Below are 25,837 nucleotides of genomic sequence, written 5' to 3'. Positions count from 1 at the left end.
CCCCTTGACACCGGACACCCCACGCTTAACTACATGGCGTTGGATCTAGATCCGCACAGGACCAGAGGGTCCTTGCCGTCGATGCAGTTCTCCAGCTCGCTGAGGCCGGTGAGTGTCTTGGTGACATCCCACAGCTGGTTCATCGCGTCGTTGAACGCGGGGCCCATGGAGAGGATTTCGCACATGATCTCCTTGTGCATGCACCAGCGGACGGGGGTTGTCCGTCAAATCGCAGTTGGGGTCGAGCGGGCCGCATCGGTACTGCTTGCGCGCCTGCGCCCCGGGGGAGTTCTCCGCCGCTTCCTTGGCCTTGAGGAGTTCCTTGCGCCGGGCCTCTTCCTCCTCCCGCTGCTTCTTGATCGCGATCTTGAACGCGTCGGCGGTCGCGTCCAGGGCCGCTCCCGCGTCCTTGCCGGCCGCTATCGCGGAATCACGGGCCTGGTCTGCCGCGACCCATGCCTGAGACGCGAAGGCCTGAGCGTTCTCGGCGGACACCGTGGCCGTCGCGGCGGAAGCGGCGGCGTTGTCGGCGGCACGATTGGCGTTGTTCGCCGCGTCACGGGCCGTGTTCGCGGATTTGGCGGCGGCAGTGGCGGATGCCTCGGCGTCCTTGGCGTGCTGAGTGGCCTCATCTGCGTAGGTCTGGGCCCGGCCGACCAATTCCTTGGCCTGCTTGGCGTACTTGTCCGCCTCGGCCGCCGCCTTGCGAGCCGTGGCCGCGACCTTCTGCGCGGTCGCGGCGTCATGCTGTGCCGTGGCGGCGATCTCCGCGGCTTCCGAGATCATCTGCTGGACCTGGGCGACATGCGTGGCTGCCAGAAGGTCCTTGCGCTGCGCCATGTACTGCCCCGACGCGATGAAGGCGTGCAGCATCTGCGGCGAGCCGTCGAGGGCGATACGTGCCGCGGACTTGACCTCGGGGCCACCGCTGCCGATAGCTGTGCGGCTCGGACGCGTTCGTCCTCGCCGCGCGCTACGTACTGGGTCGTGGTGAGAAACGTCCGGTAGGCATCGATGGTCCCGGCCTCCAGGCGGCCCGGCCCGTGCGTCCGACTTCGGGACCGCCCTCCGAGATGGCCTGTGCGATCGCGACCCGGAACGCCTCCTCCCCGGCCTCGTACTGTCCGACCTCCAGGAACGTGCCGATCGCGGCCGCATCACCCTTCAGCGCCACGTCCGCCGCGTCGCGCACCTGCTTGATCGAGCTGTCCGCGGCCAACCGCTCCACACGGACCCGCTCATCCTGCTCCGCGGCTTCACTCCAGCAGTTGCGGATGTAATCGAGCACCACCGCGTCTGTGCCACCGAGGGCCGATTCGGCGGCGGCACGCCCCCACGGGCTGCCGCTCTGCATGGCCTGCAGGGCGAGCTTGCGTCCGTCGGCGGCGATGGCCGCGGTGTCGGCCCCGGGCCGATCGGCCGCCGCGGCCAGACGGCGTGCCTCTGCCTCCCGGGCCAGCCGCCGCTCGACCGCCCGGGCCTCATCGGCTTGGCGCGCCTCGTACTCGGCCTTGGCGTCCTTGGCCCGCTCGATGCCCGCATTGGTACGGCCGAGCAGTTCCTCGGCCTCGACCTCACGGGCCAGTGTGTACACGGCCTGGGCCTTCGCCACGGCGTCCGTCGCCGCATCGGCCGCCTCGGTGGCCGCCACGGCGTGCGCGGTGGACCGATCCGCGGCCTCGGCCGCCTCGACGGCGTGGTCCGCGGCGTCGTCGGCCGCCTTCGCCGCGTTGTTCGCGTGCTTCGCCGCGGAACGGGCCTCGTCCCGCGCCTGTCCGGCCGCGGTGGCGGCCTTGCGCGCCAGCGCCGCCGCGGTGGCAGCACGCGCCTGTACGGCCTGGGCGGAGCTCCGATCGGCGAACCCGCTCGCCGCCACAGCGGCGTCCGCGGCCAGAATGGCGTTCGCGCCCGCGCTCGCGGCGGAAGCGGCGGCGTCCCCGGCGGCCGTCGCCGCCGTATCCGCCTGGTCAGCGGCGTCGGCCGCCAGCTCGGGCCCTTGGCCGCCTTCCGGGCGTTCTCCGCCGCCTTGCGTGCCGCAGCGGCGTTCCCGGCGTCCACCGCGGTGTCCGCGGCCGCGCCGCGCGCCTTCGCTGCGGCCAATGCCGCGTCCCAGGCGGCCGCGGCCGCCTGGGACGCGGCATTGGCCGCGATGCGCGCCGAGTTGTTGGCCGCGTTCGCAGCGTTGATGGCCTTCTGCGCCGACGCGGCGGCCTGGGAAGCCGCCTTCGCCGCACGCCCTGTCGCCTGGGACGCCTTGTTCGTGTCGTTCTTCGCCGCCTCGGCCTCGGCGGCCGCCTTCCTCGCGGCCTCCTTCGCCGCCTCGGTCTCCTTGGCCGCCTGACGCCCCGCCTCCTTGGCCTGCGCGGCCAGATCCGCAACCGTCGCGTGCTCCTGATCGCGCGACCGCGCGACGAATTGGCCGACTTCCAGGAATTCCTGGATGTCCTGCGCGGTCCCGCCCAGAGCCAGGCGCCCGGCCGCCTGCACAGCGGGTCCACCGACGCTGATGATCTGTACCAGCTAAACCCTGTTGTCCTGCTCGCGCCGGCTGTACTAACCCGAGTTGAGGAAAGTCCGCATGTCCTCCGCAGAACCCGCCAGAACCGCCCGTCCGGTCTCCTGCACCTCCGGACCGCCCACGCCGATGATCTGGGCCACCAGCACGCGCTGGTCCTGTTCGAGCGGTTCCTGCCAGCCCGTCCACAAGAACTCCCACAAATTCTCGGGAGGCCCTGCCAACGCGGCGCGGGCGGCAGCCAGCAGTTCCTTGCCCCCGACACCGGCGAGCTGCGCCACCCCCACCCGGTTGTCCTGGATGGCGTCGTCGCCCGCCCCGGCGAGGAAACGCATGACGTCTTCGTCGGTGCCCGTGAGAGCCGCCTCGGCAGCAGCCTTCACGGCGGGACCGCCGGACTTCCAGAGGTCGACGACCACTCCCCGCTGGGAGAGCGAAACCGCCGGCACCTCGCCGGGATCCGTCGGCGGTTCCGCCGCAGTGGCCGGTGCGGAGCCGAGCAGCCCCACCATCAGCGAAAAGGCCAGCAAATACGGGAAAATCGCGCCTACCACCCGTAGCGCGCCCCGAAGAGCATCGCCCGTTCAATCACTCTGTTCACAAATAATCCGCCTTGAGCGCAAGGAATTCACAATGATTACGAATATCAACCGGGAAGACTACCCACACCCATCACCCCACCTCCATCCATTGGGCGATTTTCTTCGCACCCTCCCATTTCACCTATGTGGCACGTACAAACAAAAATCGCCCGAATTGGAATCTTTGCGGTTCAATTCCACACGGCGAGCCCGGTGCCATGTCATTCGTCCGGAATGAATTCGATGGCGCCGCTCGCCGGAGCCGTTCAGGGTCTTCGCGGGAGGAGCGGATCGCCGATGCAGCCGAAGACGGATCACGGAACACCGGCACGGAAACCACAGACTGATTTCCGGTCGTTTCGTCGCAGAGAAGAGTCGTTCCGTCGAAGAGAAGGTCCGGGCGGACCGGCGAAGGACGGCTCGGCCGGGCATCGGGCCGACTCCTTCCCCGTACCGATGTGCCCGCCGCCCGCACACGGCCGGCCGCCCATCTCTCGGGCCCGGCCGCCGCACGCGCGTCAGCATGGCGCGGTTGCCCACACCGGTCGCGGGGATGAGCGGGGCATCGGCCCCGACCTGGCGCCGCCCGGCCGGCGGATCCCGTACAAGGGGTAGAGGTCCGAACACCCTTATGCTTTCCAGGCGAATCGACTCTCCGAAAGGCACACGACGTGAACTACAGGGTGCAGCCCACCGCCCAGATCGACGAGACCGCCGAGATCGGGGCAGGGAGCAGCGTCTGGGAGCTGGCGCAGATCCGCGAGGGAGCCAGGCTCGGCGAGGGTTGCGTCGTCGGCCGCGGTGCGTACGTGGGTACCGGCGTACGCATCGGCGACAACGTGAAGCTGCAGAACTACGCCCTGGTCTACGAGCCCGCGGAGCTCGGTGACGGTGTCTTCGTCGGGCCCGCCGTGGTCCTCACCAACGACCACAACCCGCGGTCGGTCGACCCCGAGGGAAAGCAGAAGCGGGGCGGCGACTGGGAGGCCGTGGGCGTGAAGGTCGCGGAGGGCGCGTCCCTCGGCGCGCGCTCCGTCTGCGTCGCGCCCGTCAGCGTCGGTCGCTGGGCCATGGTGGCGGCTGGCGCCGTCGTCACGAAGGATGTGCCGGACTTCGCCCTGGTCGTGGGGGTCCCGGCCCGACGGATCGGCTGGGTCGGCCGGGCCGGCGTGCGTCTGGTCGAGCAGGCCGGCGAACCGGGCGTGTGGAAGTGCCCGACGAGCGGCGCGCTGTACGAGGAGAAGGACGGCGTCCTTTCCGAGCGCGGTGAGTGATTCCCACTCGCGAGCGGCTCGACGCCGCACGACGTTCCGACCGACGCCTCCGCGGGGCGCCGCCGACGTCCGGTCCCCGTCCCCTCCCTCGGCCACCGTGCGCATGACCTCCGGCGGGCTTCCTCCGGCGCGCTCCCGGAAGATGCCCAGGCCGACCGAGGCCCTGCTTCCCGCCCCTCACCGGTACCAGGCACCCCGCGCTGGCCGCCCCTCGTTCCGGAGGCGGCCGGCCCTCCTCGGCGGTGTGCCGTGGAGGGCCCTTCGGACCAGGCCTGTCGCCGTCTCGTCGTCATGTACCCGCGATAAGCTGTCGAACGGTGCGCCGCGCGTATGTGCGACAAGCCCGAAATGGTCGCCCACCCCACTGTCAGGGTGCAGAGCGAACGTGCGAAAGGATCCAAATGAATAGCCACGTGCTCTATCTCGCACACGGCAGTTACCGAGTGCGAGCGGCACGCGAGCACGTGAAGAGACTGGCGGCGGCCGGCGATCGGGTCCTGCTGGTCGCGCCCCGCACCGAGGAGTGGACGGACCTCGTCGCGGAGCTGGAGACCTCCGACGGCGTCGAGATCGTCCAGCTCGACCCCGACAAGCACGGGTCTGTCCTGAAAGCGGCCAAGAAGGTCGTGCTGTCGAAGTCGGGGCCCGCCGCCTCCGTGGACACGGTCGTCGCCGGTGACGCGCAGTGCCTGCCGACGGCGTGGGCGCTGAAGAAGCTCCGCCCCGCGATCACGCTCCGGCTGGAGCCGTACGACACCCAGGGGCGCACCGCGGAGCCCGCCGACATCGCCGTCGTGACGCCGTGGTACCCGTCACCGAACAACCCTTTCGCGGGCGCTTTCGTCAAGATGACCACGCGCAGCGTGGCGGACCGCTTCGAGCGTGTGTCGATCATTCACACCGAGGACTGGTCCGGGCGCGCCGACGCCGCGCTGAACGACGCCATCAAGATCACAACGGACCGCCTCCAGGACCAGCGGGAACTGGTCCCGGTGCTGGACACCCAGGAAGGCGCGCTGCTGCGCGTACCGGTGCCTCTCGTCCACCGCAAGAACTACAGCCCCTGGGTGGCGGCCCAGGAGACCGCGCTGCGCAAGGCGCTGCCCGGTGGTCGGATCAAGGCGCCGGTCATCCATGCGCACGCCGGGATCTACGGCGGCGCGCTCGCCATGCGGCTGGCGCAGCCGGATGCCCGCATCGTGGTCACGGAGCACGCCACTTTCCTGGACAAGGTCTTCTCCCAGCCGGCGGCACGCGCGATCTACCGTGCCGTACTGGAGAGGGCGGACGCCTTCCTGTGCGTCAGTCGGTACCTCCGCGACCAGATCGCAGCGGAATTCCCCGATCTCGGGGACAAGTTGCAGGTCGTCCCGAACGTCATCGACTTCGACTCGTTCTCTCCCGGCTGCGTCTACTCCCCAAGCCTGCTCAAGTGGCTGTACATCGGCCGGCTGGTCAAGCACAAGGGAGTGCGTGAGCTGCTGGAGGCGTTCGCGCTCGTCGCCGAGAAGGAGCCTCTGGCCACGCTCACCCTGGTCGGCAGCGGCGCCATGGAGGACGAACTCCTCTCGCGCGCCGAGGAGTTGGGGGTGGCCGACCGGTTCCAGATCCTTCCTCCCGTCGCTCCGGACGAAGTGAACGGTCTGATGCACCGGTACGACCTGCTCGTCCACGCGAGCAAGATCGAGACGTTCGGCATGACGATAGTCGAGGCCGTCGCCGCCGGGCTGCCGGTGCTCGTCGCGCGGAGCTTCGGGCCCGAGGAGACCCTGGCGGGCATCGAGGACCAGGCGGGGGCGCTGATGGACGTCAGCGACGACCCGGTGGTCATCGCCGACGCCTACTGGGACCTCCGCTCGCGCGTTGCCGGACTCGATCTGCCCGCGGCGCGCGCGGAGCTGGAGCGACGGTACGGCGCTCCGGCCGTGGCCGAGCAGCTGATGAGCGTCTACCAGGGCCGCCCCTTGCCCGTGGCGGCGGCCGCAGTCGCGACGCGGAGCGAGAAGACCGCGCCGGCGGAAGGCCGCGACGCCGCCGCGGCGGCGTCCGGGTCCGGGCCGAAGGACCTCGAAGCGCCCGCGGCGGGTTCGGCGGGCCGGGCGGTGCTGCTCGCCCTCACTCCGCCCAAGTCGCGCCGCGTCGCGGACTTCGCGAATCACCTGCTGGAACGCGGCGTTCACGTCACCGTGGTCACAGCCAACACCTCGGCGTGGCACCGAACGAAGCTGGACCCTCGCGTGGGCCTGGTGAGCATCGAGCAAGGAGAGAAGAAGCTCCTGATTCCTCGCGGCGAGCGCTTCCTGGTCTATCGGGTGCCGCGCGCCGTCCTGGGCCGGGCCCGCAGGACCGCCCAGAAGAAGCGGAAGTCCATCACGCCCGAGCTCCTGGTCGCCGCTGTGCAGCGAGGCCACAGAAAGGCCGCGAACGCGTTCCACAAGAAGGTGTTCAACCGCGGCTACCAGGAGGTTCGGCCGCAGCTGCTCTCCCGGATCGCGCGTCGCGAGGCGCTGCCCGAACTGCGGCTGGATCTCACGGACCACGTGTTCGTGTGCGACATCAACAGCACGGTCACCGGGTGGAAGTGGGCCAAGGCCTATCCGAACCTCACGGTGACGACCAACCTCGACCGCACCCTGTACTCCCCGCAGGACGCGTGACCACAATGGGGCCCGGCAGGACGGCCGGGCCCCATCGGCCCCTTCGGGATCTCCTGCGTCGGCGTGTGGTTCGCCGACAGCGCGTTCCCATGGCATCGCCCCGCCCTCCGCTCGTGGAGGACGGGGCGATGCCGTGTGCTCGCGGTCCGGCCGACATCCCCGCCGAGGACCGCCGTCATCCGTGACGGGCACGTGACGGCGGTCGCTCTTCCGGGCCGGCGCTCTCAGCTCGTGACCGGACGGCCCACGATTTCCCTCAGACGCTCCTCGAAGGGCACGAGAACGGCTTCCCGCGTGTAGGCGTCGGCATGGCTGCGGGCGGCTTCACGCTGTTCCGGTCCCAGATCCTTGGCCGCCTTCCCCGCCGCCACCATCGACGACGCCAGGGCGTCGACGTCGAGGCTGTTCGCGTTGAACCACAGCGGATAGCCCTCGAGCACGTCCTGGGCCGCGATGCCCGGTGCGTGAACGGAGACGATGGGGTGTCCGAACGCCATGTACTCGAAGATCTTGCCCGAGGTGACGTACTTCCCGCCGCCTGCCAGGAACACCAGCACATCGGCGTCCTCGTAGACCTTGCCCACCTCTGTCTTGGAAACGGGCCCGCAGTAGCGGAGGCCGGTGTCCTCCTCGCCGCGCTCGCCGACGTCGCCGTCCAGGCCGAGACGCTGGAGCAACGCCTGCGGGCTGTTCTTGAAGAATCCCAGATGCCCGTGGATCTGCAGCTCGGCACCGGCCAGTTCAGGATGCTGACGCGCGATCTTGAACGCGGCGGCCATCTCCTCCACCGGCTGCTTGGCGGTGAGTGTGCCGAGGTAGGCGAACTTGAGCGGGCGCTCCGCCTTCCCGGGCTCGACCGTTCCCCTCTCCGGCTCCGATGCCGTGACAGCGGGGATCACATCGGCGTCCCAGCCGTTCGGGACCACCATCATGCGGTCGGCCACGTCCGGATAACGCTCCGCGTGCCAGTTCCGCAGCGCCTCGTTCACGAAGACCGCCGCGGACGCCCGCTGGAGGGCACGCTTCTCCCAACTCCATGCGACATGCCCGTCCGCGAAGGCCGGCTCGTCGGTGAAGAGGTCCAGAGTCCAGGAGTCGCGGTAGTCCATGACGTACGGAACTCCCGTGAGGCGGTTGAACAGCCAGGCAGCCCCGAACGAGGCGAACGGGTTCCCCGTCGCGACGACGACGTCGAATCGCTTCCTCGCGTGCAGCTTCAGCCCGCGTGCCACCGACGCCCAGGCCCATGAGGCATAGCGCTCGGGGAAGACCTTCTCCTGGCCGAAATCGTAGAGACGGCGCGCCATGAGCGGGAAGGTGCGGCGCAGCTTGCTGTAGCTGCGGAGGTCCTGCTGCCAGGAGTACTGGTTCAGCGCCGGGCGCTCGACTCGGATGCGCGGGTCGACGGTCTCGGAGAGACCTTCGTCGACCGAGCCGATGACGTCGTAGAGGAAGTCGAGCGGTGCGGCGCAGACGGTTACGTCCCAGTCCTTCTCCGCCAGGTGGTTGGCCGTGGCCCTGGCCCGGTACACGCCGCTGGCGCGCGAGGGCGGGAAGTAGAAGGCCAGATACAGCACCCGAGGGCGTCGACCGCTACGGTTCTTCATCGTCATTCCTGTGTGGAGGCGGTCAGCGGTTGCTGACTGTGGGAGGTACGTCGTAGTCCAGGCCGTAGCACACGCGGGGCGCGACGCCCCGGGCGGTCCAGGCCTGCATCAATTCCACCGCGCGGGGGACGGACAGCGCGTCACTGACCACCAGCAGATCGAGCCCGCCGCGAGCAGCGAACGCCGCGCTCACCATGCGGGCCCGGGAGTCGGGCCACAGACGGCGGTGCAGCGGCATGAACACTTTACGGTGCACTCGGCCCGCCACTCGCCGTTCGTACGCCTTGAGAGCGCGTCGCGACCGGCCGCGCAGCGGCCCCTGCCCGATCGCCCGGACCGTCGCCCGCGGCGCGCTGTAGAGAACCGCGTGCTCCAGCCGCCTGGGCAGGTGCCGTGCCTCCAGCTCCTTGAACGTCGCCACCCTGACGCCCGGCGCGAACTTCGCGCCGCTCCAGGACTTCTTCTTGTCCACCACAACGATGACCTGCGCGCCGTTCGACGCGGCCTCTGCCGACTCGTCCAGTACCGCCCGCTTGCGAGACGCTCCGAGGGCCAGGAACAGTACCTGCATGTCACTCCATCATTCGCGGGTGCCGACCTGTCCGGATTCCTCACCCTGATTGTGTGCCGCGGCGGGGAACCAGAGCCGGTAGTGGGCCTCGGCGACGGCTTCGTACCCATAACGGCCGGCCAGGGTCTCCTGGGCCAGCTTCAGGTCCAGACCGTGTTCGAAACGGTCACGGAGCCGCCAGTAGCCGTCGCTGATCGATTCCGAGTTCTCCTCGACGTCGATCATCTCGCCCGCGACTTCCTCGATGCCCGCGAGAGTCTCCTCGGGCCCGCCGCAACGCGTGACGAGAACGGGCATGCCCGCGGCGACGGCCTCCACGATCGTCATGCCGAACGTCTCGTACCGGCTGGGGTGCACCAGGAGGTCGTGTTCGCGCATCAGGTCCAACGCCGTGTCGGGCGGGACGGCTCCGAGGAACCGGATCGCCTCCCCCAGCCCCAGCTCGGCCGCGCGCGCGGTCAGCTTCGCCCGCAGCTCGCCCTCTCCCACCATCGTCAGCGTCAGCTCGGGGTCCTTGGCATGGCACTGGGCGAAGGCCTCGACCAGCCAGTCGACCCCCTTGCGCGGGATCAGACCGCCCAGGAACAGCCACTTGCGGAGCTCGGTGACCGGGGCGGGCCGCTGATCACGGAAGGAGATGGGGTTGGGGATCTGCTGAATCTTCCCCGCGTGGTGCGGGAACGCCTCCGTGAGCACCTCGCGGATCGGGTCGCCCACGGCGAAGAACCCGTCGACCCGGTGCAGCACCTCGTCGTAGAGGGCACGCGCTTCCGGCTCGGCCAGTACCCGGTCCAGGTAGGTGGCGTGCTCGGTCACGAACACGCGGGCGTCCGGGCGCGCGTTCTGCAGAGCCGCCCAGGCGCCGGGCAGCCCGACATGGGCGTGCACCACCGGTGCGTCGATGGGCTTGCCGCCCAGGGCCGCCCTCAGCTGGCGTTCGTGGTTTCTCGCGAGAGGTCCGAACTCCTGGGCCCGGGGAGTCGTGACGGCGAGATGGACCAGTCGCGCGCCTCCCACCGTCGGGACGGGGCGCACGGCCATAGGGGCGAGGATCCGGTTGGCGGCCTCCACCGACTCCGTGGTCCGCTCGTCCATCCGGGAGACCCAGGTGTCGCAGTGGTAGACCACCATGCTGTCGCAACCGGGAGCCGTGGCATCGACCATTGCCTGGACGAAGGCACCGCGGAACGGGAGCTCTCGCGAGGGGTACCAGGGCGTGACAACCGCTACGTCCCGGGACGCCGCCTCGTTCATCTACGACTTCCTCCCCGCGACACAGTCTTTCAAGCAGACTTTATCATCGGGTCGATCCCATCGTCCCAAGTCACCGGGCCGGACGGGATGCGGCACAGACTGTTCATCCGGCGCGTGGCCGGCTGATATCACCTCTGCAAGGAGCACATCCCACCATGAAGGTCCTCAGCGTTGTGGGCGCGCGCCCCCAATTGGTCAAGCTCGCGCCCATCGCAGCTGCGTTCGCGGCGACCGATCACCAGCACGTGATCGTGCACACCGGCCAGCACTACGACGCAGACCTGTCCGATGTCTTCTTCTCCGGTCTCGGCATCCCGGATCCCGACGTGCACCTGGGCATCGGCTCCGGCAGCCACGGCGTCCAGACCGGTGGCGTCCTCGCCGCCATCGACCCCGTGCTGACCGCCGAGCGTCCCGACTGGGTCCTCGTATACGGCGACACGAACTCGACGCTGGCGGGCGCGCTCTCCGCGGTGAAGATGCACCTGCCCGTCGCCCACCTGGAAGCCGGTCTCCGCTCCTTCAACCGCCGGATGCCGGAGGAGCACAACCGCATTCTCACGGACCACGCCGCCGACCTCCTGCTCGCTCCGACGGAGGAGGCCATGCGGCACCTCGCCGCGGAAGGCCTGGGAGAACGCTCGGTGCTGGCCGGCGACGTCATGGTGGACGTCTGCCTGCGGATCCGGGACGCCGTCACCACGGGCGCGCAGCCCGCGCCCGAGCTCCCGGAGGGCATCGACCCCCGGGCCCCCTACCTGCTGGCCACTCTGCACCGGCCGGACAACACGGACGACCCCGAGCGTCTCGACGCCCTGGTCGGTGCCCTCGCGGCCCTTCCCGTCCCGGTCGCCCTGCTGGCCCATCCCCGGCTGACCGCCCGCGCCGAGCAGCACGGCATCGAGCTGAACCGGGGCTCGCTGCGCGCCGGAAGGCCGCTGCCCTACGCGGGCCTGGTCGCCGCAGTGCTCGGATCCTCCGGTGTGGTCACGGACTCCGGCGGTCTGCAGAAGGAGGCGTTCCTCCTGGACCGCGTCTGCACGACCATCCGGCCCGAGACCGAGTGGGTGGAGACCCTGGAGGGCGGTTGGAACCAGCTGGTGCCCGGCCCCCACCTGCTGTCGGCGGCCGAATGGGCCGGGATCGCCACCCGTCCGTCCCCGACGACGCCGCGCGGTCTGCCCTACGGCGACGGCACGGCCGCCCGGCGCGTCGTCGAACTGCTGGAGAGCCACAAGCGGTGACCCCGGCCGACCTCGGTGCGCGTCGCCCGCATCGCCCGCATCGTCGGGCGACGCGGGCGACGCGTCCGGGGCACCCGTCCCCGCTCAGTTCTCGGGCATCTCCTGGGTCACATAGCGCCGCAGCCAGGTCCTGAAGTCCGGTCCCAGGTCCTCGCGTTCGCAGGCGAGCCCGACGATCGCCCGCAGGTAGTCGCCCCGGTCGCCGGTGTCGTAGCGGCGGCCTCGGAAGACGACGCCGTGCACGGGCCCGGCGATGCCCGCATCGCCAGCGAGCACTTGCAGTGCGTCGGTCAGCTGGATCTCGCCGCCCCGGCCGGGCTCGGTCTCCTTCAGCACCGGGAAGATCCCGGGGGCCAGCACGTACCGGCCGATGACCGCGAAGTTGCTGGGCGCGTCGGCGGGGGCGGGCTTCTCGACGAGCCGTGTGACGCCGACGACGTCCTCCTCGTCCGTGGCCTCGATCGCCGCACAGCCGTAGAGGTGGGTCTTCTCGGGCTCGACCTCCATGAGCGCGACGACGCTGCCGCCGTGCTTCTCCTGGACCTCGATCATCCGGGCGAGCAGGGGGTCCCGGGGGTCGATGAGGTCGTCGCCGAGGAGCACCGCGAACGGCTCGTCCCCCACGTGAGGTTCGGCGCACAGCACCGCGTGCCCCAGACCCTTCGGGTCCCCCTGGCGCACGTAGTGCATGGTGGCGAGGTCACTGGACTCCTGGACGCGGAGCAGTCGCTCGGCGTCGCCCTTGCGGGTGAGAGCCGACTCCAGTTCGTAGTTGCGGTCGAAATGGTCCTCCAGCGGACGCTTGTTGCGTCCCGTGACCATCAGGACGTCGGACAGGCCGGCTGCCGCCGCCTCCTCCACGACGTACTGGATCGCCGGCTTGTCCACGACCGGGAGCATCTCCTTCGGCGTGGCCTTGGTGGCCGGCAGGAAGCGGGTCCCGAGGCCCGCCGCGGGTATCACTGCTTTCTTGATCATGTGGTGCCGCGTGCTCGCTTTCCTTGGGCAGCGCGGGACCCCGACGGCTGCCGTCGGGGTCCCGGGAGGAGTCGTGTGCGGTTACGGGCTCAGCCGCCGATGACGACGCGGCGGACGCCCTCCCAGCGGGCCGGGTCCGTGGTGCGGCGGCCGTCGACCAGGACGCGGACGTCCGGGAGGTCGGAGGCGGCCAGTTCGCGGTACTCGGCGTGGTCGGCCTGGAGGATCGCGGCGGTGACGGTCTGGCCCTCGTGCGGGACGAGACCGTGCGCGGCCAGCTCCTCGGCCGTGTACATCGGGTCCGAGACGAAGGGCACCGCGCCGCGCGCCTTCAGCGCCTCGACGGTCGGGAAGACGCCGGAGAAGGCCGTCTCCTTGACGCCGCCGCGGTAGGCCGCGCCCAGCACCAGCACGCCGGCCCCCGTCAGGTCGCCGTAGGCGGCGGCGAGCAGGTCGACCGCGTACTCGGGCATGGCGGCATTGGCTTCGCGCGCCGAGCGCACCACGGTCGCCGACGGGTCGTTCCACAGGTACATCCGCGGGTAGATCGGGATGCAGTGGCCGCCGACGGCGATGCCCGGCTGGTGGATGTGGCTGTAGGGCTGGGAGTTGCAGGCTTCGATGACCTTGAGGACGTCGATGTTCTGCTGGTCGGCGAAGCGGGCGAACTGGTTCGCCAGGCCGATGTTGACGTCCCGGTAGGTCGTCTCGGCGAGCTTGGCCAGCTCGGACGCCTCCGAAGTGCCCAGGTCCCAGACGCCGTTGGGGTGCGGCAGGTCGGTGCGCTCGTCGAAGTCCAGGACCGACTCGTAGAACGAGACGCCGTGCGCGGCCGACGCCTCGTCGATGCCGCCGACCAGCTTCGGGTAGCGGCGCAGGTCCGCGAAGACCCGTCCGGTGAGGACCCGCTCCGGGGAGAACACCAGGTGGAAGTCCTCGCCGGCCTTGAGGCCGGAGCCCTCCTCCAGCATCGGCGCCCAGCGGGTGCGGGTGGTGCCCACCGGCAGCGTGGTCTCGTAGCTGACCAGGGTGCCGGGCTTGAGTCCGGCGGCGATCGCCCGGGTCGCCGAGTCCATCCAGCCGAAGTCGGGGGTCCCCTCGGCGTCCACGAAGAGCGGGACGACGACCACGACGGCCTCGGACTCGGCCACGGCGGCGGCGGTGTCCGTGGTGGCCGTCAGCAGCCCCGCGTCGACGGTCTCCTTGAGCTTGACGTCGAGGTCGTGCTCGCCGGGGAACGGTTCGACTCCGGCGTTGACCAGCTCCACGACCTTCTCGTTGACGTCGGCGCCGATCACCCGGTGGCCCTTGGCCGCGAACTGCACGGCGAGCGGCAGGCCGATCTTGCCCAGGGCGACTACACAGATGTTCATGGTCACTTCCTCTTGGAACGCGTGGCGCGGGTCAACCGGGATCGCAGTCGCGAGCCCAGCGAGTTCTTGGGCGGATGGAGCGGGCCCGTGCTGATCACCACACGTCCCTTGGAGTTGAGCTGGGCCGCTGCCCGGTACGGGTCCTTCTCGCCGTGCCAGCAGCGGGCCAGCGGCAGGGGTTGTCCGTCCGCGCGCACGGGGATCTCGTAGGTGTCCCCGGCCACGTCCACGAAGACGCGCACCCCGCGCTTGATCCTGCGGGGCTCCAGCGGGATCAGCGCCCGGATCAGAGTGGCGTCGCCGTCGGGCGCGAGTTCGCGGGTGATCTCCCCCCGTGCCGGGGGAGGTTCGTGCCCCTCCGGCAGCCGGCGGGCGCGTGCCTTGTCGGCGCTCTTGGGCATGGCGCCCTCGACGAGCCGGACCACCGCGGAGCCGGTGTCGCCGACGACCCCGACGCCGACCGTCAGCGCGAGCGCGAGCGCGTCGCCGGTCTGCACCCATTCCGACCGGACCAGCCGGGTCCTGCCGGCCAGCCGGCCCGGGACCTTCTCCCCGACCAGCTCGAAGCAGCGGTCCGGGAGATCGACAGCGGCGTCGCGGAAGCCGGGGTAGCGGGCGAAGGCCCGGTCGCCCTCCAGGTGGAAGGGCGGCGCCCCGTGCTCGGCCTCCTCGCTGATCGCGCGGCAGAGCAGGTCCACGGCGCCGCGCTGGGCGAGCCTGAGCCTGGCCCTCAGCTTGACCGGGAGCGCGTCGCTCAGCTCGTCCGTCAGATAGGCGTCCGCGAGCCGGGCGATGCCGGCGCAGATGTCGCGCTTCGTCTCGTCGTCGAGCGCCACGAAGTCGTCCTGGATGAGCTTGGAGAGCTCCCAGGTGAAATGGCGTCGCAGGACGGCGTCCCGCTTCGGCCCGGCCTCGATCAGCCCCGCCGTGTGATCCATGATCAGCGCGGTGCAGCGCAGCCGGGACAAGTGGTTCGCGCGGTAGGTGATGTTGCTGGCGTCCCCGCGCTTCACCGCGTAGTAGCAGGTGTAGTCGGCGACCACGGATATCCGGCGCGCCCGGACGCACGCCTCGATGGTGAAGGGCTGGTCGCTGCCGACCGGCATGTCCTCGGGGAAGCGCAGCTTGTGCTTCTCGACGAGGTCGCGGCGGAAGAGCTTGGTGTTGGCCAGGGCGAACGGCAGCTCGGGGCCGTAGAGGCTGATGTCGGCGTCGTTGGCCTTGTACAGCGACTGGCGCACGTACCGTCCGTTGGTGCCGACCATCTTGCCGATGACGACGTCCGAGCCGTTGGCGTCGGCGCAGGACACCATCCGCTCCAGCGCCTCCTCGCCGAGGTAGTCGTCGGAGCCGATGAAGTAGACGTACTTGCCGGTGGCGAGTTCCAGGGCCCGGTTGCTCGGCATCGCGGGTCCGCCGGAGTTGGCCTGGTGGACGACCTTGACCGTGCCGGGGTAGCGGGCGGCGAAACGGTCGAGCTCGGCGCCGCTGTCGTCCGTCGAGCCGTCGTCGACCGCCACGACCTCCAGGCGGTCGAGCCCGATGGACTGCCCCACCAGCGAGTTCAGGCACTCGGTGAGGTAGGGCATGGTGTTGTAGACGGCGACGACGACGGTGACGTCAGGTGTGGTCATCTCTCCGCCCCTGGTCCTGACCGGTGGACTCCGTGAGCCGGATCGTGGCGCCGGTGTTCGCGGACTCCAGCACCGCGGCCGCCACCTCGACGGTCCGCAGGCCCTGCCGCAGCGTGCAGATGTCGTTCGACGTGCCCCGCACGGCGTCCCTGAAGAGCTCGTGCTCGACGAGCAGCGGCTCCCGCTTCTGTATGGCGTAGCGGATCATGTCGCCCTCGGAGACGCCGCGGAACGCCTGGAGCGCCTCCCACTCGGTGGTCACCGCGGCGTTCGAGTGGAAGGTGAGGTCGGCGGTGAGGGTGTCGGCGATGAAGGTGCCGCGCTCGCCGGTGACCGAGGTGAAACGTTCCTTGAGCGGGCTCAGCCAGTTGACCAGGTGGTTGACCATGGTGCCGTCGGAGAGCCGGCCCACGGCGGAGACCATGTCCTCGTGCGGGCGGCCGGACTTCGACACGGTGTGGGCGGCGATCGACGTGTAGGCGCTGCCGGTGACCCAGCCGGTGAGGTCGATGTCGTGGGTGGCGAGGTCCTTGACCACGCCGACGTCCGCGATGCGGTGCGGGAACGGGCCCTGGCGGCGGGTGACGACCTGGTACACGTCGCCCAGCTCGCCGGCCTCCAGGCGGGCGCGCATCGAGCGGAGCGCCGGGTTGCAGCGTTCGATGTGCCCGACGCCGGCGACCAGGCCGCGCGACTCGAAGGCGTCGACGAGGCGGCGGGCGCCCTCGACGGTGTCGGCCAGGGGCTTCTCGACCAGCGCGCAGACGCCGGCCTCGGCCAGCTGGAGGCCGACCTGCTCGTGCAGGGCGGTCGGGCAGGCCACGACCGCGTAGTCGACGCCCAGGGCGATCAGTTCGTCGACCGTGGAGAGTACGGGGGCGCCCTGCGCCCAGCCGTTCTTGTCGCCCATCGGGTCGACGACGCCGACCAGCGTCACGCCGTCGAGGCCGGCGAGGACGCGGGCGTGGTGACGGCCCATGGAGCCCAGGCCGATGAGTCCGGCCCGCAGCGTCGTGGCGGTCACAGGTTCTCCCCCAGCGCGTTCACGGCGGCGGCGATGCGCTCCAGCTCGTCCGGTCCCAGGGCCGGGTGCACGGGCAGCGAGACGACCTCGGCGGCGGCCCGCTCGGTCTCCGGCAGGTCCCAGGCGCGGCCGGCCTTCTGGTCCGGCTCCCAGTACGGCTTGAGCCGGTGGATCGGGGTCGGGTAGTAGACGGCGTTGCCGATGCCCGCCTCGGTGAGCTTCGCCATCGCGGCCTCGCGGTCGCCCCGCACCCGGATCGTGTACTGGTGGTAGACGTGGCGGGCGCCCTCGGAGACCGGCGGCGTGGTGACGTTCGGGGCGCTGATGTGGGCGTCGAGGTAGGCGGCGTTGGCGCGGCGCCGCTCGGTCCAGTCGGCCAGCTTGGTCAGCTGGACCCGGCCGACGGCGGCGGCCACGTCCGTCATGCGCATGTTGGCGCCGACGATCTCGTTGGCGTACCGCTGCTCCATGCCCTGGTTGCGCAGCAGCCGGAGGGTGCGCGCGACCTCGGCGTCGGCGGTGGTGATCATGCCGCCCTCGAGGGAGTGCATGTTCTTGGTGGGGTAGAAGCTGAACGTGCCGCCGGAGCCGAAGGCGCCGACCGGGGTGCCGTTCAGGGCCGCGGCGTGCGCCTGGCAGGCGTCCTCGACCACGGCGAGCTTGTGCTTCTCGGCGATGGGCATGAGCCGGTCCATCGCGGCCGGGTGACCGTACAGGTGCACCGGCATGATCGCCGCCGTGCGCGGCGTGACGGCGGCCTCGACGGCGGCCGGGTCCAGGCAGAAGCTGCCCGGCTCGATGTCGGCGAAGACCACGTCGGCGCCGGTCAGCCGGACGGCGTTGGCGGAGGCCGCGAAGGAGAACGACGGGACGATCACCTCGTCGCCGGGGCCGATGCCGAGGGCGAGGAGCAGCAGGTGGAGCGCCGAGGTACCGGAGTTCACCGCGACGCAGTGGCGTCCGGCGACCAGCTCCGAGAAGCCCTCCTCGAAGGCCGCGACCTCCGGGCCCTGCACGACGCGGCCGCTGCGCAGCACGCGCACGACGGCCTCGATCTCCTCGTCGCCGATCGCCGGTCGGGCAGCAGGGATGGGCTCCCTGTTGTCGCTCGACATGGACTTCCTCCTTGAACACCGCAAGAGTTGTGACCGACGACGATTCCCGAGGCACGCGAATGCCGGCACGGGGCTCCGCCGCCTCGACGCATGGCCGATTCTGTAACGATATATTGCGCTTAAATCACCCTCCTGACCCAGGAGTGGCATGTCTGGGACATAGAGGGTGATTCGTCCTGCCGGAAGCGGACTGACATGCTGATGAACATTCTCAGGAATGACATAGCCCACATCAGCTGCGTCACATTATCAGGCTTTTCACGGCATGTTTCGCTCAGGTTATGGCCGCTGAGACGTGCCCCACAGAGGGAAACCGCGGCCGCCCCGATCGCGTCTCACAGGCATGGCCCCCGGCTCCGAAGAGGCGCGGCGCGCACGCCGAAGAGGCGCGGCCCGCAGGTGCGGGCCGCACCTCTTCGGCGTGTTCCGGCGGCTTTCCTCTCGCCGTCGTCAGCCGGCCGTCAGCTCTCCGCTCCGGCCGACACGGACGGCTGTGACGACTGCTCGGCCGCGACGGTCTTCTTCGCCGCCGCCTTCTTCGTCGTCGTCTTCTTCGCCGTCGTCTTCTTCGCGGCGGTCTTCTTGGCCGTCGTGGTCTTCTTGGCGGCCGTCTTCTTGGCGGCCGCCTTCTTGGCCGGGGCCTTCTTGACGGTCTTGCGGGCCGTCTTCTTGGCCGGAGCCTCGGCCACCTCGGTCGCCTCGGCCGCCGGGGCCTCCGCGGTCCCGGCCGCCTCGGCGGCGGGCTCGGACCCGGTCTCCGGCGCGGAGCCGGCGGTCACCACGACGATCTCCGCAGCGTCCGCCCCGGCGGGCGAGCCCGCGGGAGCCGTGACCTTGCGGGTCGCGCGGCGACGGGGCCGCGCGGGCGGGGCCGCCTCGGGAACGGGCGTCTCGGCGACGGCCGCCTCGGGAACGGGCGTCTCGGCGACGACCAGCTCCGGTACGGCCTCGGCCGCCGGGGCCTCGGCGTCGACCGGGACCACCACGACCACCGTCTCCTCGGCCGGCACGAGCTGCTCGGCCGGGGCCGGCGAGCCCGCCGGGGCGGTCGCCTTGCGGGTCGCCCTCCGGCGCGTACGGCCCTGGGGGGCCTCGGCGGCGGGCGCCTCGGCGGCCACGGGCGCGGCGGCCGGCTCGGGCTCCGCCGCCGGCGCGGGCTCCGCGACCACGGCCGGTTCCGGCTCGGTCACCGGGGCAGGGGCCGGGGCGGCCTTCGGGGCCCCGGCCGGGGCCGATGCCTTACGGGTCGCACGGCGACGGCCGCGACCGCGCGCGGCGGCCGCCTCGGCCTCGGCGGCACTGCTGTACAGCTCCTCGTCCGGGGCGAACTCCGGCTCGGGCAGCGCGACCGGGGCGGCCGCCTCGGCGGCGACCTCCGCCTCGGTCTCGGCCTCGGCGCCGGTCCCGGCCGGGGCCTCCGCCACCTGCTCGGTTCCGTGCTCGTGGTCGTGCTCGTGGCCCGCGCCGCCGCGGCCGCGCTTCTTGGCGCGCTTGCCGTTGCCGCCGCCGATCGAGGCCGGCTGCGGCATGTGCACGATGACGCCGCGCCCGTTGCAGTGGACGCACGGCTCGGAGAAGGACTCCAGCAGCCCCTGCCCCACGCGCTTGCGGGTCATCTGGACCAGGCCCAGCGAGGTCACCTCGGCGACCTGGTGCTTCGTACGGTCGCGTCCCAGGCACTCCAGCAGTCGCCGCAGCACCAGGTCCCGGTTGGACTCCAGCACCATGTCGATGAAGTCGACGACGACGATGCCGCCGAGGTCGCGCAGCCGCAGCTGGCGCACGATCTCCTCGGCCGCCTCCAGGTTGTTCTTGGTGACGGTCTCCTCGAGGTTGCCGCCCTGGCCGGTGAACTTGCCGGTGTTGACGTCGACGACGACCATCGCCTCGGTCTTGTCGATCACCAGCGAGCCGCCGCTGGGCAGGTAGACCTTCCGGTCCAGCGCCTTCATCAGCTGCTCGTCGATCCGGTAGGTCGCGAAGATGTCGGTCTCGGAGGTCCACCGGGACAGACGATCCGTCAGGTCCGGGGCCACCTGGGAGACATAGCCGTGGATGGTCTCCCACGCGTCGTCGCCGCTGACGATGACCTTGGAGAAGTCCTCGTTGAAGATGTCCCGGACGACCCGGACGGTCATGTCCGGCTCGCCGTAGAGCAGCGTCGGCGTGTTGGAGCCGGTGGTGCCCTTGGCCTTCTTCTGGATGTCGTCCCACTGCTGCTGCAGCCGCTCGACGTCCCGGCGCAGCTCCTCCTCGCTCGCGCCCTCCGCGGCGGTGCGGACGATGACGCCCGCGTCCTCGGGGACGATCTTCTTGAGGATGGTCTTCAGCCGGGCCCGCTCGGTGTCGGGCAGCTTGCGGCTGATGCCGGTCATCGAGCCCTCGGGCACGTAGACCAGGTAGCGGCCGGGCAGCGAGACCTGGCTGGTCAGGCGGGCGCCCTTGTGGCCGATCGGGTCCTTGGTCACCTGGACGAGGACGGACTGGCCGGACTTGAGCGCGGTCTCGATGCGGCGCGGCCCGTGGGCCATGCCGAGCGCCTCGAAGTTCACCTCGCCGGCGTACAGGACGGCGTTGCGGCCCTTGCCGATGTCGACGAACGCGGCCTCCATGGACGGCAGGACGTTCTGCACCTTGCCCAGGTAGACGTTGCCGACGTAGCTGGTGGCCTGCTCCTTGTTGACGTAGTGCTCGACGAGCACGTTGTCCTCGAGGACGCCGATCTGGGTGCGCTCGCCGTTCTGGCGGACGACCATCACGCGCTCGACGGCCTCGCGGCGGGCCAGGAACTCGGCCTCGGTGATGATCGGGACACGGCGGCGGCCCTGCTCACGGCCCTCGCGGCGGCGCTGCTTCTTCGCCTCCATGCGGGTCGAGCCCTTGATGGACTGGACCTCGTCGAAGCCCGTGCCCGGCTCCCGCTCCTCCTTCTTGCGGGGCTCGCGGACCTTGACGACCGTGCGCTCGGGGTCGTCCGCGCCGGTCTCGGCGTCGGCGGCGAGGTCACCGCTGCGACGGCGGCGGCGGCGGCGACGGCGGCTGGTGCTGGACGCGCCGGAGGCGGCCTCCTCGTGCTCGTGCTCGGCCTCCTCCTCCGCCTCGGCCTCCTGGACGTGCTCCTGCTCGTCCTCGGCGTGGTCGGCGGGCGCGGCCTCCTCGTCGTGCTGCTCGGCGGTCTCCTCGCCCTCGTGGCTCTCCCCACGACGGCGGCGGCGGCCGCCCCGGCGGCGACGGCGCGCGGGCCGCTCCCCGTACTCGTCGGTCTCGCCCTCGTGCTCGGCGTCGACCGCCTCCTCGGGCTCCTGCTCGGACTCGTCCTCGGCGGGCTCCTCCACCGCGGGGGCGGCCTGCTCGGGCTCGACGGCCTCGCCGCGACGGCGACGGCGGCGGCGCGGGCCGGCCGACGACGCGGCCTCGGCCTCGTGCTCCTCCTCGGCCTCGGCCTCGGCGTGCCGCGAGGCGGCAGCGGCGGCCGCCGCGGTCTCCGGCGTCTGGAACATGGGCTCGGTGAAGACCGGCGCCTGGAACACGGCGACGGCGGGACGCGCGGCGCGGCGGCCCTTGCGGGCGGGCTCCTCGTCCTCGCCGGCGGTCCGGGGCTCGGCGGCCTGCGGGCCGCCGGTGAACTCGGGCCGGCCCGCGGCCGCGGTGGCCCGGCGGCGACGGCGGCCGTGCGGCGCGGCGTCCTCGGCCTGGGTCACGGGCTCCACCGCCGGGGCGACGGGCTCGGCGGCCGGGGCCGCGGCGGCGGTCCCGGGCTCGGGCCGGCTCGCGGCGGCGTCCGCGGCGGGCTCGGGGGAACCGGCCGGGGCGGTCGCCTTGCGCACCGCACGGCGACGCGTACGCGCCGGCGGCGCCTCCACGACTTCGGCGGCGGGCTCGGCGACGCCCTCCGCGACGGCCTCGGCCGACGGCTCGGAGACGGCCTCGGTCACCGTCCCGGCGGACGCCTCGACGGAGCGCGGCGCACCGGCCGGGGCCGACGCCCTGCGCCGGGCACGGCCGCGCGGCGCGGGGGCGGGCTCCACAGCGGGGGCCTCCTCCTCGGCGCTCTCCTCGTCCTCGACGGCGTCGGCGGGCTCGGCCGCCTCGACGATCCCGGCCGTCTTCGGCGAACCGGCCGGGGCGGTCGCCTTGCGCACCGCACGGCGACGCGTACGCGCCGGCGGCGCCTCCACGGCCTCGGCGGCGGGCTCGGCGACGCCCTCCGCGACGACCTCGGCCGACGGCTCGGACACCGCCTCGGCGGTCTTCGGCGCGCCCGCGGGGGACGTCGCCTTGCGGACGGCCCGACGGCGCGGGCGCGCGGGCGGCGCGGCCTCCGCCTCCGGGGCGCCGTCGGCCTGCGCGGCGACGGCGGGGGCGGCGGTCGCCGCGGCTTCGGCCGGTATGGCCGGGGCGCCGGTGTCCTGCGCCTCCGTCACCGGCGGGCCCGCCGGGCGGGACGCGGCGCGGCGCCTGCGGCGCGGCGGCAGCTTGTCGCCGGGGGCGTTGTTCTCTTCGGTGATCCCGGTCTCGCCGGGTTCGTTTGCCTGAGGCATGCGGGCGGTTCTCCCGTCGGGCTCCCGGGCGCCGCGCCTGATTCCGGTCCGGTACGGCCGCGTGATGTGCGCGGTACCGCCGTCCGGGGCGCGGGCGCCGCACGGGAGCTTCAGTGTCTGGCTCGCCGGTTCCGTACGCGCTGTGCGCACGGCCTGGCGAAAGTCTTGTCGGTTCATCGCGCGGTCCGACCCAGGTGGCTCCCGAGTCGAGGAACCGCGCCGCAACGACCGTCCTACGCGGAATCCATACCTTCCGGCGCCGTCGCGACGGCGGTCCCGGCGGCCGTGGTCGAAACGGCCGGGGCTGCCTCGCGGTCGGGCGCGAGCGGGTCGGTCACCGTGCCGGACTCCTCGTCGAAGAGCCCCTGCGCCAGCCTGGTCACCGCTACCGGTACCGGCGGCGCCAGGTCGGCCACGACACGGAGACCGGAGAGGACGTCGTCGGGTCGGACGGCAGGTGTCACGTGCCGTACAACCAGCCGCAGTATCGCACAGGGCCGGCCCTCGGGCCCATCGGGCCGCGGATCGGCGACCCGCAGTTCCACCACGGCGGCGCGGGCGTCGAAGGTCCGCACGCCGTTCTTCGTCCGGCGCTGCACCTCGACGGTCTCCGCGCCGTCGAAGACCTCCACGGCCTTGGCCGCCTCCTCTGCGGAAACCCCGTCGAGACGCAGTTCCCACACGGACGCGGTCAGCCGGTCGGCGAAGCCCGAAGTACGGACCTCCACGGCCTCGACGATGTCGAGCCCGTCCGGCAGCGAGGCGTCCAGCAGCCCGCGCAGCACCTCCGGGTCCCGCGCCTGGGCGAGGGCGATCTCCAGGTACTCCGCCTCACTGCCCGTGCCGGTGGGGGCGGCATTGGCGTACGACACCCTCGGGTGGGGGGTGAACCCCGCCGAGTAGGCCATCGGCACCTCGGAGCGGCGCAGTGCCCGCTCGAAGGCCCGCTGGAAGTCGCGGTGGCTGGTGAACCGGAGGCGTCCGCGCTTGGTGTAGCGCAGTCGGATGCGCTGCACCGCCGGTGCTGGCGGCGGGCCTTCGGGCTGTCGCTTGCCCAGTGCTTCTTCTCCTCGGTGCGGGGCGGACGCGGTGGCATGCCGCCCACGAAATGCGGGGTGGCCCGGGGTGCCCGGTCCGGCTCACCCCGGTCCGGCGTTCTTCTCTCCGGCCGGGGAGATCTCTGGTACGGGCGCCGCGCTGGGCACAGTCGTTGCAGTACCCAGAGTACGCGCAAGGGCGCTCCCTGGTTCCCAGGGCTCGTCCGGCCCCGGTCCGCCGCCCGCGTCCGCCGGGCGTCACGGCGCTTCCGGGGGCCGTTCCGCGCCCCCGCCCGGCGGCGGGGACGCGGTGCGCGGGCTACCGCGTCGGCGTCACTGCTTCACCATGAGCGGCAGCAGCTTCTTGCCGGTGGGGCCGATCTGGATGCTGGTGTCCATCTGCGGGCAGACGCCGCAGTCGAAGCACGGGGTCCAGCGGCAGTCCTCGACCTCGGTCTCGTCGAGCGCGTCCTGCCAGTCCTCCCAGAGCCAGTCCTTGTCCAGGCCGGAGTCCAGGTGGTCCCAGGGCAGGACCTCCTCGTAGGACCGCTCGCGGGTGGTGTACCAGTCGACGTCCACGCCGTGCTCGGGCAGCGTCTTCCCGGCGGCGATCATCCAGCGGTCGTAGCTGAAGTGCTCGCGCCAGCCGTCGAAGCGGCCGCCGGACTCGTAGACCGCGCGGATCACGGAGCCGACGCGGCGGTCGCCGCGCGAGAGCAGGCCCTCGACGATGCCGGGCTTGCCGTCGTGGTAGCGGAAGCCGATGGAGCGGCCGTACTTCTTGTCGCCGCGGATCTTGTCGCGGAGCTTGGCGAGCCGGGCGTCGGTGTCCTCGGCGCTCAGCTGCGGGGCCCACTGGAACGGGGTGTGCGGCTTGGGCACGAAACCGCCGATGGAGACCGTGCAGCGGATGTCGTTCTGGCCGGATACCTCCCGGCCCTTGGCGATCACGTTGACCGCCATGTCACCGATCTGGAGGACGTCCTCGTCGGTCTCGGTGGGCAGCCCGCACATGAAGTACAGCTTCACCTGGCGCCAGCCGTTGCCGTACGCGGTGGCGACCGTGCGGATCAGGTCCTCCTCCGAGACCATCTTGTTGATGACCTTGCGCATCCGCTCGGAGCCGCCCTCGGGGGCGAAGGTGAGCCCGGAGCGGCGACCGTTGCGGGTCAGCTCGTTGGCCAGGTCCACGTTGAACGCGTCGACGCGGGTGGAGGGCAGCGAGAGGCCGATCTTGTCGTCGGTGTACCGGTCCGCGAGGCCCTTGGCGATGTCGCCGATCTCGGTGTGGTCGGCGGAGGAGAGCGAGAGCAGGCCGACCTCCTCGAAGCCGGTCGCCTTGAGGCCGCGGTCGACCATCTCGCCGATGCCGGTGATGCTTCGCTCCCGCACGGGGCGCGTGATCATGCCGGCCTGGCAGAAGCGGCAGCCGCGGGTGCAGCCGCGGAAGATCTCGACGGACATCCGCTCGTGGACGGTCTCGGCGAGCGGGACGAGGGGCTGCTTCGGGTACGGCCACTCGTCGAGGTCCATCACGGTGTGCTTGGACACCCGCCACGGCACGCCCGACCGGTTCGGCACGACCCGGCCGATGCGCCCGTCCGGGAGGTACTCGACGTCGTAGAAGCCCGGGACGTAGACGCCGCCGGTCTTCGCGAGACGGAGGAGGACCTCCTCGCGCCCGCCGGGGCGGCCCTCGGCCTTCCAGGCGCGGACGATGTCGGTGATCTCCAGGACGGCCTGCTCGCCGTCGCCGATGACGGCGCAGTCGATGAACTCCGCGATCGGCTCGGGGTTGAACGCGGCGTGGCCGCCGGCCAGCACGATCGGGTCGTCGGCCGTGCGGTCCCGGGCCTCCAGCGGGATGCCCGCGAGGTCCAGCGCGGCGAGCATGTTGGTGTAGCCGAGCTCGGTGGAGAAGCTCAGCCCGAAGACGTCGAACGCCTTGACCGGGCGGTGGCTGTCGACCGTGAACTGCGGGACCCGGTGCTCGCGCATCAGCTCCTCCAGGTCGGGCCACACGCTGTAGGTGCGCTCGGCGAGGACGCCCTCGCGCTCGTTGAGCAGCTCGTAGAGGATCATGACGCCCTGGTTGGGCAGTCCGACCTCGTACGCGTCCGGGTACATCAGCGCCCAGCGGACGTCGCACTCGTCCCACGGCTTGACGGTGGAGTTCAGCTCACCGCCGACGTACTGGATGGGCTTCTGCACATGCGGGAGCAGAGCTTCGAGCTGTGGGAAGACCGAATCGACAGACGAATCGACAGACATCGCGAACTTTCGTGAGCCGGCATGGATGACCATCCAGCGTACCGCGACGCCCGGCGTCCCCACGCCGTCCGCTCGGCCGTCCGGAGGCCGCGGGCCGGCGCCCGTCACCCCGCCGCCGGGGCCTTCGCGCGCTCGTCCCCCGCCCCGCTTCCCCGCCCCGC

Annotated in this window: 18 protein-coding genes and 1 pseudogene; 4 read left to right on the top strand and 15 right to left on the bottom strand. The window is 71.5% G+C overall.

Features of this window, described 5'->3' with window-relative positions:
- Window positions 1–45: 45 nt before the first annotated feature.
- Window positions 46–936 carry an ALF repeat-containing protein gene (locus WA762_RS15930; protein ID WP_335936371.1) on the bottom strand — a complete coding sequence of 297 codons (891 nt, stop codon included), beginning with the start codon at window positions 934–936 and terminating at the stop codon, window positions 46–48.
- 37 nt (window positions 937–973) lie between these two features.
- A complete protein-coding gene (locus tag WA762_RS15925) occupies window positions 974–1,876 on the bottom strand; it encodes an ALF repeat-containing protein (protein WP_335936364.1) in 903 nt (300 codons plus the stop codon).
- A gap of 120 nt (window positions 1,877–1,996) precedes the next feature.
- Between WA762_RS15925 and WA762_RS15920 the strand changes: the two genes are divergently transcribed.
- On the top strand, window positions 1,997–2,341 hold the full coding sequence (locus WA762_RS15920; protein WP_335936363.1) for a hypothetical protein: 345 nt from the start codon (window positions 1,997–1,999) through the stop codon (window positions 2,339–2,341).
- Window positions 2,342–2,418: 77 nt separating this feature from the next.
- On the opposite strand, the pseudogene WA762_RS35700 reads toward WA762_RS15920, so the two are convergent.
- Together WA762_RS35700 and WA762_RS15915 are read right to left on the bottom strand one after the other, a co-directional pair.
- Window positions 2,419–2,508 (bottom strand): annotated as a pseudogene (locus tag WA762_RS35700) (ALF repeat-containing protein); the annotation flags it as partial.
- 45 nt (window positions 2,509–2,553) lie between these two features.
- On the bottom strand, window positions 2,554–3,027 hold the full coding sequence (locus tag WA762_RS15915; protein ID WP_335936362.1) for an ALF repeat-containing protein: 474 nt from the start codon (window positions 3,025–3,027) through the stop codon (window positions 2,554–2,556).
- Window positions 3,028–3,767: 740 nt separating this feature from the next.
- Between WA762_RS15915 and WA762_RS15910 the strand changes: the two genes are divergently transcribed.
- Window positions 3,768–4,370, top strand: a complete 603-nt coding sequence (locus tag WA762_RS15910; protein ID WP_335936361.1) for an acyltransferase — start codon at window positions 3,768–3,770, stop codon at window positions 4,368–4,370.
- Window positions 4,371–4,771: 401 nt separating this feature from the next.
- The gene (locus tag WA762_RS15905; RefSeq protein WP_335936360.1) at window positions 4,772–7,027 is read left to right on the top strand and encodes a glycosyltransferase family 4 protein; all 2,256 of its coding nucleotides are present in this window, start codon (window positions 4,772–4,774) and stop codon (window positions 7,025–7,027) included.
- A gap of 224 nt (window positions 7,028–7,251) precedes the next feature.
- On the opposite strand, the gene WA762_RS15900 is transcribed toward WA762_RS15905, so the two are convergent.
- From WA762_RS15900 to WA762_RS15890, 3 genes are read right to left on the bottom strand one after another with little or no spacing between them, the layout of a single operon-like run.
- A complete protein-coding gene (locus WA762_RS15900) occupies window positions 7,252–8,634 on the bottom strand; it encodes a glycosyltransferase (protein WP_335936359.1) in 1,383 nt (460 codons plus the stop codon).
- Window positions 8,635–8,656: 22 nt separating this feature from the next.
- Complete coding sequence (locus WA762_RS15895; RefSeq protein WP_335936358.1) at window positions 8,657–9,205, bottom strand: hypothetical protein; 549 nt, start codon at window positions 9,203–9,205, stop codon at window positions 8,657–8,659.
- 9 nt (window positions 9,206–9,214) lie between these two features.
- Window positions 9,215–10,369 carry a glycosyltransferase family 4 protein gene (locus WA762_RS15890; protein WP_335936357.1) on the bottom strand — a complete coding sequence of 385 codons (1,155 nt, stop codon included), beginning with the start codon at window positions 10,367–10,369 and terminating at the stop codon, window positions 9,215–9,217.
- 245 nt (window positions 10,370–10,614) lie between these two features.
- Here WA762_RS15890 and wecB point away from each other — a divergent pair, with 245 nt between their 5' ends.
- Window positions 10,615–11,703: a non-hydrolyzing UDP-N-acetylglucosamine 2-epimerase gene (wecB, locus tag WA762_RS15885; protein ID WP_335936356.1), complete on the top strand. Its 1,089-nt coding sequence runs from the start codon at window positions 10,615–10,617 to the stop codon at window positions 11,701–11,703.
- A gap of 84 nt (window positions 11,704–11,787) precedes the next feature.
- On the opposite strand, the gene galU is transcribed toward wecB, so the two are convergent.
- The 8 genes from galU to WA762_RS15845 form a co-directional block, all read right to left on the bottom strand.
- A complete protein-coding gene (galU, locus tag WA762_RS15880; protein ID WP_335936355.1) occupies window positions 11,788–12,681 on the bottom strand; it encodes a UTP--glucose-1-phosphate uridylyltransferase GalU in 894 nt (297 codons plus the stop codon).
- A gap of 89 nt (window positions 12,682–12,770) precedes the next feature.
- Window positions 12,771–14,054: a nucleotide sugar dehydrogenase gene (locus tag WA762_RS15875; protein WP_335936354.1), complete on the bottom strand. Its 1,284-nt coding sequence runs from the start codon at window positions 14,052–14,054 to the stop codon at window positions 12,771–12,773.
- A 2-nt stretch (window positions 14,055–14,056) separates the two neighbouring features.
- Window positions 14,057–15,688, bottom strand: coding sequence for a glycosyltransferase family 2 protein (locus tag WA762_RS15870; RefSeq protein WP_335936353.1), 1,632 nt, complete (start codon window positions 15,686–15,688; stop codon window positions 14,057–14,059).
- Complete coding sequence (locus tag WA762_RS15865) at window positions 15,675–16,712, bottom strand: Gfo/Idh/MocA family protein (RefSeq protein ID WP_335936352.1); 1,038 nt, start codon at window positions 16,710–16,712, stop codon at window positions 15,675–15,677. The genes WA762_RS15870 and WA762_RS15865 overlap by 14 nt, the downstream gene beginning before the upstream one ends.
- A complete protein-coding gene (locus WA762_RS15860) occupies window positions 16,709–17,827 on the bottom strand; it encodes a DegT/DnrJ/EryC1/StrS family aminotransferase (protein WP_335936351.1) in 1,119 nt (372 codons plus the stop codon). Before WA762_RS15860 ends, WA762_RS15865 begins: the two co-directional genes overlap by 4 nt.
- Before the next feature lie 461 nt (window positions 17,828–18,288).
- A complete protein-coding gene (locus WA762_RS15855) occupies window positions 18,289–22,368 on the bottom strand; it encodes an Rne/Rng family ribonuclease (protein WP_335936350.1) in 4,080 nt (1,359 codons plus the stop codon).
- Window positions 22,369–22,601: 233 nt separating this feature from the next.
- Entirely contained in the window at window positions 22,602–23,384 is a 783-nt protein-coding gene (locus WA762_RS15850) for a TIGR03936 family radical SAM-associated protein (RefSeq protein ID WP_335936349.1), read from the bottom strand.
- A gap of 354 nt (window positions 23,385–23,738) precedes the next feature.
- On the bottom strand, window positions 23,739–25,676 hold the full coding sequence (locus tag WA762_RS15845) for a TIGR03960 family B12-binding radical SAM protein (RefSeq protein ID WP_335936348.1): 1,938 nt from the start codon (window positions 25,674–25,676) through the stop codon (window positions 23,739–23,741).
- Window positions 25,677–25,837: the final 161 nt, after the last annotated feature.

Origin of the sequence: Streptomyces tyrfis (assembly GCF_037034285.1) — a bacterium.
In the GTDB taxonomy this organism is placed as follows: Bacteria; Actinomycetota; Actinomycetes; order Streptomycetales; family Streptomycetaceae; genus Streptomyces.
This window is presented reverse-complemented; position numbering and strand designations above follow the sequence as displayed.

Excerpts from the sequence above, each read along its gene's own strand:
- WA762_RS15915 (WP_335936362.1), bottom strand. The coding sequence starts at position 3,027 with ATGGTGGGGCTGCTCGGCTCCGCACCGGCCACTGCGGCGGAACCGCCG.
- WA762_RS15905 (WP_335936360.1), top strand. The coding sequence starts at position 4,772 with ATGAATAGCCACGTGCTCTATCTCGCACACGGCAGTTACCGAGTGCGA.
- WA762_RS15900 (WP_335936359.1), bottom strand. The coding sequence starts at position 8,634 with ATGAAGAACCGTAGCGGTCGACGCCCTCGGGTGCTGTATCTGGCCTTC.
- WA762_RS15895 (WP_335936358.1), bottom strand. The coding sequence starts at position 9,205 with ATGCAGGTACTGTTCCTGGCCCTCGGAGCGTCTCGCAAGCGGGCGGTA.
- WA762_RS15890 (WP_335936357.1), bottom strand. The coding sequence starts at position 10,369 with ATGGTCGATGCCACGGCTCCCGGTTGCGACAGCATGGTGGTCTACCAC.
- wecB (WP_335936356.1), top strand. The coding sequence starts at position 10,615 with ATGAAGGTCCTCAGCGTTGTGGGCGCGCGCCCCCAATTGGTCAAGCTC.
- galU (WP_335936355.1), bottom strand. The coding sequence starts at position 12,681 with ATGATCAAGAAAGCAGTGATACCCGCGGCGGGCCTCGGGACCCGCTTC.
- WA762_RS15875 (WP_335936354.1), bottom strand. The coding sequence starts at position 14,054 with ATGAACATCTGTGTAGTCGCCCTGGGCAAGATCGGCCTGCCGCTCGCC.
- WA762_RS15870 (WP_335936353.1), bottom strand. The coding sequence starts at position 15,688 with ATGACCACACCTGACGTCACCGTCGTCGTCGCCGTCTACAACACCATG.
- WA762_RS15860 (WP_335936351.1), bottom strand. The coding sequence starts at position 17,827 with ATGTCGAGCGACAACAGGGAGCCCATCCCTGCTGCCCGACCGGCGATC.
- WA762_RS15855 (WP_335936350.1), bottom strand. The coding sequence starts at position 22,368 with ATGCCTCAGGCAAACGAACCCGGCGAGACCGGGATCACCGAAGAGAAC.
- WA762_RS15845 (WP_335936348.1), bottom strand. The coding sequence starts at position 25,676 with ATGTCTGTCGATTCGTCTGTCGATTCGGTCTTCCCACAGCTCGAAGCT.